This is a genomic window from Parasphingomonas caseinilytica, assembly GCF_036663755.1.
Lineage (GTDB): Bacteria > Pseudomonadota > Alphaproteobacteria > Sphingomonadales > Sphingomonadaceae > Sphingomonas.
This window is the reverse complement of record NZ_JAXOJL010000002.1, coordinates 219,173-230,915: the sequence shown is the minus strand read 5'-3', so window position 1 is coordinate 230,915 and position 11,743 is coordinate 219,173. Positions and strand designations below refer to the sequence as shown.

Here is an 11,743-nt window from a genome sequence, read left to right as displayed (position 1 = left end):
GAACGAGGAGATGCGCCCATGAAGACCCGTGCTGCCGTTGCATTCGAAGCCAAGAAGCCGCTCGAGATCGTCGAACTCGACCTGGAAGGGCCAAAGGCGGGCGAAGTGCTGGTCGAGATCATGGCGACCGGCATCTGCCATACCGACGCCTACACCCTGGACGGGCTGGACAGCGAAGGCCTGTTCCCCAGCGTGTTGGGCCACGAAGGCGCGGGCATCGTGCGCGAGGTGGGGGCGGGCGTCACCAGCGTTGTGCCCGGCGATCACGTCATCCCGCTCTACACGCCGGAATGCCGCCAGTGTAAATCGTGCCTCAGCGGCAAGACCAACCTCTGCACCGCGATCCGTGCGACGCAGGGCAAGGGCCTGATGCCCGATGGCACGACGCGGTTCAGCCATAAGGGCCAGCCGATCTTCCATTACATGGGCTGCTCGACCTTCTCGAATTTCACCGTTCTGCCCGAGATCGCCGTCGCCAAGATCCGCGAGGACGCGCCGTTCAACAGCGCCTGCTATGTCGGTTGCGGCGTGACGACCGGCGTCGGCGCGGTGGTGAACACCGCCAAGGTGCAGGTCGGCGACAATGTCGTCGTGTTCGGGCTGGGCGGGATCGGCCTCAACGTGCTGCAGGGCGCGCGGATGGCCGGCGCGAACAAGATCATCGGCGTCGATCTGAACCCCGATCGCGAAGAATGGGGCCGCCGCTTCGGCATGACCGACTTCATCGACGCGCGCGGCAAATCGCGCGACGATACGATCGTGGCGATCCTGGCGCTCACCGATGGCGGCGCGGACTTCACCTTCGACTGCACCGGCAACACCGAAGTGATGCGCACCGCACTCGAAGCCTGCCATCGCGGCTGGGGCACTAGCATCATCATCGGCGTGGCCAAAGCGGGCAAGGAGATCGCCACGCGCCCGTTCCAGCTCGTCACCGGCCGCAACTGGCGCGGCACGGCGTTCGGCGGCGCAAAGGGGCGCACCGACGTGCCGAAGATCGTCGACTGGTACATGAACGGCAAGATCGAGATCGACCCTATGATCACCCACGTGCTGAGCCTTGAGGAGATCAACAAAGGCTTCGACCTGATGCATGCCGGTGAGAGCATTCGGTCGGTGGTCGTGTACTGAGGTTCATCCCCGAAAGTCGCAAACCCCTCAACCGTCATCCCGGCGAAGGCCGGGATCCAACGTGCCGCATTGGTTGTCCTTGGTTTGCACGCGCTCGCTTGCCGCCCATTGGATCTTGGCCTCCGCCGGCATGATGTTTTGGAACGGGCACAAACCAACGCACACACTGGCGCTCGCAACCGCCGAGCGATAGCGTAACCGCGATGCCCGCATCTGCCGCCGCCCTGTTCCAGCGCTTGTCGCCCGGGATGGCGTTGCTCGTCCTGTACCCGATGGTGCGCCCGCCGCTTGGTCTCTGACGGGGCGCGCGCAAGCGGCGTTCAGGCGGTCACTAGCCCCCGCTCCACGACAATCACCCGGTCGCACAAAGCCATGCTCTCTGCGCGGTGCGAGATCATCAGGATCGTTGGGCGGGGATCGAGTGAAGCCAGGCGGGCGAGCAATGCCGCTTCGCCTTCGGCGTCGATCGCGTTAGCAGCCTCGTCGAGGATCAGCAGGCGCGGCTGGCGGATCAACGCGCGAGTCAGTGCGAGGCGCTGGCGCTCGCCGCCGGACAGCATCGCGCCGCGTTCGCCGATCACCGTTTCCAGCCCCTCGGGCAGCCCGGCGATCAGCGCCTCGGCCCCCGCCAGGCGGATCGCCGCATCGATCCGCGCCTGATCGATCCCGTCGTCGTGCCAGGTCAGGTTGCGGCGCACGGTGTCGTGGAACAGGAAGCCGTCCTGCGGGACATAGGCGATCCCCTCACGCAATCCCGCGAGCAGGGCGTCATCGGCCGGCAGCCCACCGATCCGCATCTCGCCCGCCTGAGGCACGAGCAGACCGATCAGCAGATCGACCAAAGTCGTCTTTCCCGCGCCCGAAGGTCCGGTAATGCCGACGAACTCGCCCGGATCGATCGTCAGGCTGGCCTGTCGCACCCCGCCGCCGCCGGGATGAAGATAGCGCACGTCCCGAAGCTCGATCGGCCCGGGCGGCGGGATGACCGGGGGAGGCCGCGCGTCGTCGTCGCGCATCAGATCGATATCGAGCTGCCGCATGCCCTCGAAGCTCGGCAAGCTGAAGACAAAGTTCTGCGTGGCGGACTGGATCTGCTGCGCCGGCCCGGCCATCCGCGCGAAGATCAGGATCAGCGCGATCAGCACCGGCGGCGATACGCCCGATACGACTCCGCCGAACACCACTGCCGCGCCCGCCAGCGCGGATCCCAGCGCAAAAACCATGCGCGACCGCGACATGCGCCGGGCATAGGCGATCTGGCGGTCCTTCAACATCGTCTGGATCGCGGCGAATTCCGCCACGAACTCGCCTTGCCCGTTCTGTGCTGCCGCCGCCTTCAGGCCGCCGAGAAAGGTCGCGGCGCTGCCCATCATTGCCTGGCTCCTGCGCACCACGTCCCCGCCCAGATCGCGTGTGCGGCCGTACGTCCCGAGCAAGGCGGCCGCGCCGATCGTCAACACCACGATCGCCACCGCGGCGAATTTTGGCGCGAGGCTGAAGGCGAGTGCCGCCTGCACGATCAGCAGCACCAGCGCCACGCTGCCCTGCATCATGAATTGCGCGCTCGCCCCCACGCGCTGCATTTCCGTGCCGATCAAATTGGTGATGCGCGCGTGGCGGAGGGAGACGATGCGGCTCCACGGTGCGGCGGCCAGTGTTCGCAGCATCCGGTTGCGCAGATCCTCGACGAATCTGCCCTGCAATTTCGCCAGCGCCATATCGCGCGCCAGGAGTATGCCGCTCCGCAGCAGCACGACCAGCAGGAAGGCGGCCAGCAATATGCCGAGTTGCGCGGTTGCTGTCGTCGCGCCGAACCCGTTCAAAATGGTGTTCAGCCAGACCCGCCAGCCGGATGGCGCACCACCCGGCACGACGACGCCGAGGATCGGGATCAGCAGAACGACGCTGACGCCTTCGAGTATCGCGCCGGCCCCGACCAAGGCAGCCGCAGCAACGCCGCGCCATCCCGCATGATCGGCAAAGGCCTTCAGGAAATCGCCCGCCGACCGCAAAGCAGCCATGCCGCCGTTCGGCGCGCGTCCGTCGTCACCTGTGTCGCCCCGTGCCATACCGGATCGTATAGGGGACGCGGAGGCGTTGGGCAAAACGCATCCTGTTGCGGCGCAGCAAAAACTTGTCTTACGAATTAGTAACTTATCAGAAACCTGTGTTAAGCCCTACTTGTAAAACCTTGGCGTCGCCCGCACGTTGCGAAACGAAACTAACCTACCGGGTAACGATCCGGATGGCAGTGGGGAGGGTGAAGTGAACACCCGTAATCAAGCCGTTGGGGAATTTTATGCGCTGTAGCCAGAGCTGGCTGAGCAAGACCGGTGCCGGTACGGCCCTGCTGCTGCTCGCCGCATGTGGTGGCGCCAAGCCGCCCGCCGCGCCGCCACCGGCGCATGTCACCGTCGCCGTGCCGCTGCAACGCGACGTGACCGACTGGGACGAATATGTCGGCCGGTTCGAGGCGATCCAGGATGCCGAAATCCGCCCGCGCGTGTCGGGCACGATCGATCGGGTGCTGTTCACCGACGGTCAATATGTCCGCGCCGGGCAGGGCCTGTTCACGATCGATCCGCGCCCCTACCGCGCCACCCTGATGCAGGCGCGCGCGACGCAGGCGAAGGCGCAGGCGACATTGGTCAACGCTCGCAGCGAACTGGCGCGCGCCGCCAAGCTGCTGGAAGCGCAGGCGATCTCCAAGGAGGAGTTCGAGCAGAAGCAGGCCGCCGTCGGCACCGCCGCCGCGGATGTCGAGGCCGGCCGCGCGTCCGTCGCCACCGCGCAGCTCAATCTCAGCTTTACCACCGTGCGCGCGCCGGTGTCCGGCCGCGTCTCGGATCGTCGCGTCAGCAAGGGCAATTTCGCCACCGAGGGCACGACGGTGCTGACCCGCGTCGTCTCGACCGATCCGATCTGGTTCTCGTTCGAGGGCGCGGAAAGCTTCTACCTCAAATATCTCCGTCAGGCGCAGGCCGGCGTGCGCGGATCCTCGCGCACCACGCCCAACCCGGTCGATATCAAGCTGGCCGACGAGCCGACCTATCGCTGGCGCGGTCGCATGGACTTCCTCGATAACGCGGTCGACCAGAATTCGGGCACGATCCGCGCGCACGCTCTGGTCGCCAACCCGCAGGGCTTCCTCACCCCCGGCATGTTCGGACGCGCGCGTCTGCTCGGGTCCGGCAGCTACAAGGCGATGCTGATCCCGGACGAGGCGATCACCACCGATCAGACGCGCAAGCTGGTCTACGTCGTCGGCAAGGACAACAAGGCCGTGCCGCATCCGATCGAGACCGGTCCGCTGGTCGAGGGCCTGCGCGTCGTGAAAACGGGGCTGGGGCCGAACGATCATGTCGTCGTCGATGGGTTCACATCGCTGCAACCCGGCGCGGCGGTGACGCCGAAGCTGATCCGCATGCAGCCGCGCAGCAAGGATACCGGGCCGAACGCGCAGATCGACACCGCGCCGCCGCCATCCGAAGCCACGGCGCGCTGATCCCGTGAAATTCCCGCATTTCTTCATCGAACGGCCGATCTTCGCGGCCGTCCTGTCGATCCTGATCGTCGTGTTCGGGCTTGTCGCCTATCCCGGCCTGCCGGTCGCGCAATATCCCGAGATCGCGCCGCCGACCGTCGTGGTCAGCGCGACCTATCCCGGCGCCACGGCCGAAACCTTGGCCGAAACCGTCGCCGCGCCGCTCGAGGAATCGATCAACGGCGTGGAGGACATGATCTACATGTCCTCGTCCAACACCGGCGACGGCGTGATCGCGATCACCGTGACGTTCAAGCAGGGCGTCAATGTCGATCAGGCGCAGGTGCTGGTGCAGAACCGCGTCGCCACCGCCGAGCCGCGCCTGCCCGATCAGGTGCGCCAGATCGGCGTCACGGTGCGCAAGAACTCGCCCGACATCCTGATGGTCATCGCCTTGACCTCGCCCAATGGGTCGCTGTCGGAGCAGTACGTTTCGAACTATGCGACGACGCAGATCATCGATCGCATCTCGCGCATTCCCGGCGTGGGCGGCGTGCGCTCGTTCGGCGGGCGCGATTATAACATGCGCGTGTGGATCGATCCCGATCGCGCCTCCTCGCGCAACCTCACCGTGGACGAGATCGTCACGCAGATCCGCGCGCAGAACGCTCAGGTCGCGGTCGGCTCGGTCGGTGCGCCGCCGTTCAACCAGGGCACCACTGCGTTTCAGTTGGGCGTGCAGACCGAAGGCCGCCTGACCAATCCTGATCAGTTCGGCGAGATCATCATCAAGCGCGACGATCAGGGGCGGCTCACGCGTCTGCGCGACGTGGCGCGGATCGAACTCGGTGCGCAGGATTACACGATCAACGCGCGCTTGGGCGGCAAGCCGATGACGGCGCTCGGCATCACGCAGCTGCCGGGGTCGAACGCACTGACCACGGCGGACGCGGTGCGCAAGGAAATCGCCGAAGCGTCCAAGAGCTTCCCGGCGGGCATGGCTTATTCGATTCCATACAACCCGACCGAATACATCTCGGAATCGATCAACGCGGTGTATCACACGCTGGGCGAGGCGATCGTGCTCGTTGCCCTGGTCGTCCTGCTGTTCCTGCAAACGTGGCGCGCGACGATCATCCCGCTGGTCGCGGTGCCGGTGTCGCTGATCGGCAGCCTGATGGCGATGGCGCTGTTCGGCTTCTCGATCAACAATTTGTCGCTGTTCGGCATGATCCTGGCGGTCGGCATCGTCGTCGACGACGCGATCGTGGTGGTCGAGAATATCGAGCGCCTGATGGAGGAAAAGGGCCTGTCTCCGCGCGAAGCCGCGCATGAGACGATGGACGAAGTGTCCGGCGCGCTGATCGCGATTTCGCTCGTGCTGTGCGGCGTGTTCATCCCGACCAGTTTCATTCCGGGCATTTCCGGTCAGTTCTACAAGCAGTTCGCGCTGACGATCGTCTCGGCGGCGGTGATCTCCGCGTTCGTGTCGCTCACGCTGTCGCCGGCGCTCGCCGCGTTGATCCTGAAGCCGAAGCACGATCATGAGCCGGCCCCCGGCTGGCGCGGCGCGCCGACGCGCTTCGCCAACGGTTTCAATCGCGGGTTCCAGAAGGTCGCCAACCGCTTTGGCCGCTTCACCGCGCGTGCGGTGCGGTCGCTGGCATTGGTCGGCATCGTCTATGTCGCGCTCATCGCACTGGCCGGCTGGCGCTTCGGCGAGACGCCGTCCGGGTTCATTCCGGCGCAGGATCAGGGCTATCTGATCGCGGTCATCCAGTTGCCGCCGGGCAGTTCGCTGCAACGGACCAATGCGGTGATGGATCAGGCGGCGAAGATCGCGCTCGCCAATGGCGCGACCAATACGACGGTCGCCTTCTCGGGGCTGGACGGCGCGACCTTCTCGACCGCCTCCAATGCCGGCGCGATGTTCATTCCCCTGAAGGCGTTCGGCGACCGCAAGAGCGCAGACGAAGTGGCGAACGAAATGCGCAAGGCGTTCGGCGCGATCTCCGGCGGCAACGTGCTGGTCATCCCGCCACCACCCGTACGCGGCATCGGCACCGGCGGCGGCTTCAAGATGATCATCGAGGATCGCACCAACCTCGGCTATCAGGCGCTCGAAAAGGCCGCCTTCGGCATGATGATGAAGGCCAATACGACCGAGGGCCTGACCAGCGTCTTCACGACGTTCAACACCAAGACGCCGCGCGTGTTCGCCGATATCGACCGCGAGCGCGCCGAGCAATTGGGCGTCCCGGTGGCCAACGTCTTCTCGACGCTCGGCACCTATCTCGGCTCGACCTATATCAACGACTTCAACTTCCTTGGCCGCACGTTCCGTGTGACCGCGCAGGCCGATGCGCCGTATCGCGACCAGATATCGGACATCGGCCGGTTGAAGACGCGATCGGCCTCGGGCGGGATGGTGCCGCTGGATTCGGTGATGACGCTGAAGAACGACAGCGGGCCGTACCGCGTGGTGCGCTACAACCTCTATCCCAGCGTCGAATTGCAGGGCGATACGGTGCGCGGCTTCTCCTCCGGGCAATCGCTGACGACGATGGCGGGCCTTGCGGGTCAGATTCTGCCAAAGGGTATGACCTATGAGTGGACCGAGCTAGCGTTCCAGCAACAGCAGGCGGGCAATACCGCGGCGATCGCGTTCGCGCTGGCCGTGCTGTTCGTGTTCCTGTTGCTCGCGGCGAATTACGAAAGCGTCGTGCTGCCTCTGGCGGTGATCCTGATCGTGCCGATGTGCCTGTTGGCCGCGATCCTGGGCGTCAACGTGATGGGGCTGGATAACAATATCCTGACGCAGATCGGCCTGATCGTGCTGATCGGCCTGGCGGCGAAGAACGCGATCCTGATCGTAGAATTCGCGCGCCAGAACGAGTTGAACGGCATGGATATGTATGCCGCTGCCGAACATGCCGCCGAACAGCGCCTGCGACCGATCGTGATGACCTCGATCGCCTTCATCCTCGGCGTGTTGCCGCTGGTGATCGGCTCCGGCCCGGGCGCGGAGATGCGTCAGGCGCTGGGCGTGGCGGTGTTCTTCGGGATGATCGGCGTGACGACTTTCGGCCTGCTTTTCACCCCGGCCTTCTACATCATCTGCCGCAAGCTCGGCGATTGGGTGACCGGCCTGTGGCGCGGCAAGAAATCGGACCAGCATCCCGATAATCCCCCCAACGATACGGGGTCGCCACCGCCGATCGCACCGGATCATCAGGTGGTGCCGGTATGAGGACGCGCATCGCTTCGATCCCAGCGCTTACATCGGCGCTGGCACTGTCCGCCTGCGTGGTCGGCCCGAACTATGTAAAGCCGACGACGCCCGCCGCAACGGCGGACACGGCTGCCTTTGCCGAGGCGGCGCGGACCCAGGCGGTCAGCGCCAGCCAGTTGCCGCCCAATTGGTGGCGGCTGTACGACGATGCGGTGCTCGATCGGCTGGTAACCGAAGCGCTGGCGCACAATACCGACATCCGCGTCGCCGCCGCCAATCTGGCGCGCGCGCGGGCAATATTGTCGGAACAGAAGGGCGCGCGGTTGCCCAGCACCGATCTGTCGGCGTCCGCCACCTATAACCGGATCAATCTCGCGGCGAGTGGGATGGGAGCAGATGGCGGCGGAGCGATCGACACCGATCTCTATTCCGTCGGCTTCGATGCGGCGTACGAGGTCGATCTGTTCGGCGGTGTGACGCGCGCGATTCAGGCGGCACGCGGCGATGTCGCGGCGGCGGCGGCACAGCTGGACGCATCGCGCGTCGCGGTCGCGGCGGAAACGGCGCGGGCCTATTCCACCGCCTGCGGCAATGCCGCGCAGCGTGCGGTGGCGCTGGAAACCGTGGCGTTGCAGCAGAAGACGCTCGGTTTGACCAAGACCCTGTTCGACGCCGGGCGCGGCACGCGCCGCGATGTCGAGCGTGCCGACGTGCTGCTGGCGCAGACGCAGGCGACGATCCCCAGCTTCGAGGCCGAACGCCGCGCCTCGCTCTATGCGCTCGCCACGATGACCGGGCGTGCGCCCGAACAGATCGATGCCCAGGCGGACCTGTGCAAGACGCCGCCGCGCGTGAAGACGGTGATCCCCACCGGCGACGGCGCGGCCCTGCTCGCGCGCCGCCCGGACGTGCGTGCGGCCGAACGCACGCTGGCAGCGGATACCGCGCGTGTCGGCGTAGCGACGGCGGCTTTGTATCCCTCGATCCGCCTGCTGGGCAGTATCGGGCTGGGCGGTACATCGCCATCGACCACGTTCAGTTCCGCGGGCCTGTCCTTCTCGCTCGGGCCGATGATCTCCTGGTCCTTCCCCAACCAGACGATCGCGCGTGCGCGCATCCGTCAGGCGCGGGCCGGTGCGGACGCCAGCCTCGCGACGTTCGACGGCACGGTGCTGACCGCGCTGAAGGAAGTGGAACAGGCGCTGGCGCGCTACGCCGGGGCGCTCGATCGCAATGCGGCGCTGGTGCGCGCGGAGAAATCGAGCAACGAGGCGGCGCGCCTGTCACGGCTACGCTTCGATTACGGCGCGGACAGTTTCCTGCTGCTGATCGACGCCGAACGCGACCGCGCGAGCGCCCGCGCTACCCTGGCATCGTCGGATGCGGCGGTGGCGGATGCGCAGATCAGCCTGTTCAAGGCGCTCGGCGGCGGCTGGGAGAATGCGGCGGTTCCGACGCGGCGCGATCCGGCCGGGGCGACGGAGACGCCGTAGTTGTTGCGTCACCCCGGATACTTCGACTTCGCTCAGCAGAGCCTTGTTCCGGGGTCCACCGTGCGGCAATGGCAAGAGGAGAGGCTCAAATCCCGAGCATGACGCTTGGTGGACCCCGGAACAAGTCCGGGGTGACGGGTGTGGGTCTCGCAGGAGCAAGCATGACCACCCGTTCCCGCCGCAGCGCCCTGTTCATGCCCGCCTCCAACGCCCGCGCGATCGAAAAGGCGAGGGGCCTCGACTGCGACGTGGTCATCCTCGATCTCGAAGACGCCGTCGCGCCTGATCTCAAGGCCAGCGCGCGCGCCGCCGCCATCGCCGCCGTGGAGCAGGGCGGCTTCGGCGCGCGCGAACTGATCGTGCGCGTCAACGGCCTCGACACCGAATGGGGCGCGGACGATTGCGCCGCGCTCGGCCGCGCCGCACCGGATGCGATCCTGCTGCCCAAGGTCTCCACGCCCGCCGATCTCGCCATCGCCCGCGCCGAAACGGGCAGCAACGTGCCGCTCTGGGCGATGATCGAGACGTGCGCGGCGGTGACGGGGATCGGGGCGCTCACCGCATCTGCGGCACAGCACGGCCTCACCGGCCTGATCGCCGGTACGAACGATCTCGCCAAGGAAATGCGCTGCCGCCCCGATGCCGCACGCACGCCGCTGCTGCCGGCGTTGGCGGCGCTCGTCATGGCGGCGCGGGCGACCGGCCTGATCGTGCTCGACGGGGTGTGCAACGTGCTGGAGGACGGGCCGTTGCTGGCCGCCGAATGCGAACAGGGCGCGATGTTCGGCTTCGACGGAAAATCGCTGATCCACCCCGCCCAGATCGCCGCCGCCAACCGCGCCTTCGGGGCAAGCGAGGCGCAAATGGCGTGGGCGCAAGCGGTGATCGCGGCGTTCGCGCGCCCCGAAAATGCCGACAAGGGCGCGATCCGGGTGAATGGCGAAATGGTCGAACGCCTGCATCTGGAACAGGCGGAACGGATCATCGGTTAGCCGAAGAAGAATCCCACCAGCAGCTTCACGTTCAGCACGATCACCACCGCCGCTATCCCCCAGGCCGCGATCTTCAGCCACCACGGATTGGCGAACGCCCCCATCTGCGCCTTGTCCCCGGTAAAGCGCACCAAAGGCACGATCGCAAAGGGCAGCTGCAAGCTCAGTACCACCTGGCTCAACACCAGCAACTGCGTCGCCCCCTCCGCACCCTTCATGCCGACCACGATCACTGCCGGCACGATCGCCAGCAACCGCGTCACCATCCGCCGCAGCCACAGCGACATGCGCAGGTTCAGGAACCCCTCCATCACGATCTGCCCGGCCAGCGTGCCGGTAACGGTGGAATTCTGCCCCGAGGCAAGCAACGCGACCGCGAACACCACGCTCGCCATGCCCGCGCCCAGGGTGGGGGAGAGTAGTTTGTACGCCTGGTCGATCTCCGCCACGTCGGTCCGACCGTTCACGTGGAAAGCCGCCGCCGCCAAGATCAGGATCGATGCGTTGATGAACAGGGCGAGGAACAGCGCCACGGTACTGTCGATCGTCGCATGGCGCACCGCGTCGCGCTTGCCCGCCTCGTCCTGATCGTATGCGCGCGTCTGCACGATCGAGGAGTGGAGGTAGAGGTTGTGCGGCATCACCGTCGCGCCGAGGATGCCGATCGCGATGTACAGCATCGCCGGGTTGGTGATCACCTGCGCCTGCGGGATCAGTCCGGCGGCGATGCCCGACAGGCTCGGCTGCGCGATCGCCAGTTCGAACGCGAAGCAGCCCGCGATCACGATCAGCAACGCGACGATGAACGCTTCCAGCTTGCGGAACCCGAAGCGTTGCAACGCCAGGATCAGCATCACGTCGAACGCGGTGAGGCACACGCCCGCCACCAGCGGCAATCCGAACAGCAATTGCAGCGCGATGGCGGTGCCCAGCACCTCGGCCAGATCGCAGGCAATGATCGCCAGTTCGCACAGCAGCCACAGCGAGAAATTGACCACCGGGCCGTATCGCGCGCGGCATGCCTGCGCCAGATCGTGCCCCGTGACGATACCGAGCTTCGCCGACAGCGATTGCAGCACCATCGCCATGATGTTCGAAATCAAGATGACGGACAGCAGGGTATAGCCGAACGCCGATCCGCCCGCGAGGTCGGTCGCCCAATTGCCCGGGTCCATGTATCCGACCGCGACCATGTAACCCGGCCCGGCAAACGCGCCGATCTTGCCCCAGAAGCGACCCTTTCCGGTCGGCACGCGCACCGTGCGATAGCTTTCGGCCAGCGACGGGCGGCGCTCCTGGCCGGAATCGGCGAAGGTGGAGAAAGGCGGCGACATGCTCCATCCCCTCTCGCAAGCGCGCCGCGCCGTCAATCGACATGGGTTAGGAAGAGCGTGGCCGTGAGTACAAGCGT

Annotated in this window: 7 protein-coding genes; 5 read left to right on the top strand and 2 right to left on the bottom strand. The window is 66.3% G+C overall.

Translation table 11 applies throughout. The features are described from left to right. Window positions 1–18: 18 nt before the first annotated feature. On the top strand, window positions 19–1,131 hold the full coding sequence (locus tag U1738_RS07525) for an S-(hydroxymethyl)glutathione dehydrogenase/class III alcohol dehydrogenase (RefSeq protein WP_332788426.1): 1,113 nt from the start codon (window positions 19–21) through the stop codon (window positions 1,129–1,131). A gap of 320 nt (window positions 1,132–1,451) precedes the next feature. On the opposite strand, the gene U1738_RS07520 is transcribed toward U1738_RS07525, so the two are convergent. Next, window positions 1,452–3,200, bottom strand: a complete 1,749-nt coding sequence (locus tag U1738_RS07520) for an ATP-binding cassette domain-containing protein (RefSeq protein ID WP_332788425.1) — start codon at window positions 3,198–3,200, stop codon at window positions 1,452–1,454. Window positions 3,201–3,430: 230 nt separating this feature from the next. Between U1738_RS07520 and U1738_RS07515 the strand changes: the two genes are divergently transcribed. The 4 genes from U1738_RS07515 to U1738_RS07500 all read left to right on the top strand — a co-directional run bounded on the left by U1738_RS07515 (window position 3,431) and on the right by U1738_RS07500 (window position 10,332). Next, on the top strand, window positions 3,431–4,636 hold the full coding sequence (locus U1738_RS07515; protein ID WP_332788424.1) for an efflux RND transporter periplasmic adaptor subunit: 1,206 nt from the start codon (window positions 3,431–3,433) through the stop codon (window positions 4,634–4,636). Window positions 4,637–4,640: 4 nt separating this feature from the next. Next, window positions 4,641–7,865: an efflux RND transporter permease subunit gene (locus U1738_RS07510; RefSeq protein WP_332788423.1), complete on the top strand. Its 3,225-nt coding sequence runs from the start codon at window positions 4,641–4,643 to the stop codon at window positions 7,863–7,865. Next, window positions 7,862–9,340, top strand: coding sequence for an efflux transporter outer membrane subunit (locus tag U1738_RS07505; RefSeq protein ID WP_332788422.1), 1,479 nt, complete (start codon window positions 7,862–7,864; stop codon window positions 9,338–9,340). The genes U1738_RS07510 and U1738_RS07505 overlap by 4 nt, the downstream gene beginning before the upstream one ends. Before the next feature lie 161 nt (window positions 9,341–9,501). Beyond that, the gene (locus tag U1738_RS07500; protein ID WP_332788421.1) at window positions 9,502–10,332 is read left to right on the top strand and encodes an HpcH/HpaI aldolase/citrate lyase family protein; all 831 of its coding nucleotides are present in this window, start codon (window positions 9,502–9,504) and stop codon (window positions 10,330–10,332) included. Here U1738_RS07500 and U1738_RS07495 read toward each other — a convergent pair. Beyond that, window positions 10,329–11,666 carry an Nramp family divalent metal transporter gene (locus U1738_RS07495; protein ID WP_332788420.1) on the bottom strand — a complete coding sequence of 446 codons (1,338 nt, stop codon included), beginning with the start codon at window positions 11,664–11,666 and terminating at the stop codon, window positions 10,329–10,331. The genes U1738_RS07500 and U1738_RS07495 overlap by 4 nt on opposite strands. Window positions 11,667–11,743 lie beyond the last annotated feature (77 nt).

What these genes read in the sequence shown, in the direction of transcription:
- U1738_RS07520 (WP_332788425.1), bottom strand. Translation starts at nt 3,200, where the DNA reads ATGGCACGGGGCGACACAGGTGACGACGGACGCGCGCCGAACGGCGGC.
- U1738_RS07515 (WP_332788424.1), top strand. Translation starts at nt 3,431, where the DNA reads ATGCGCTGTAGCCAGAGCTGGCTGAGCAAGACCGGTGCCGGTACGGCC.
- U1738_RS07505 (WP_332788422.1), top strand. Translation starts at nt 7,862, where the DNA reads ATGAGGACGCGCATCGCTTCGATCCCAGCGCTTACATCGGCGCTGGCA.
- U1738_RS07525 (WP_332788426.1), top strand. Translation starts at nt 19, where the DNA reads ATGAAGACCCGTGCTGCCGTTGCATTCGAAGCCAAGAAGCCGCTCGAG.
- U1738_RS07500 (WP_332788421.1), top strand. Translation starts at nt 9,502, where the DNA reads ATGACCACCCGTTCCCGCCGCAGCGCCCTGTTCATGCCCGCCTCCAAC.
- U1738_RS07495 (WP_332788420.1), bottom strand. Translation starts at nt 11,666, where the DNA reads ATGTCGCCGCCTTTCTCCACCTTCGCCGATTCCGGCCAGGAGCGCCGC.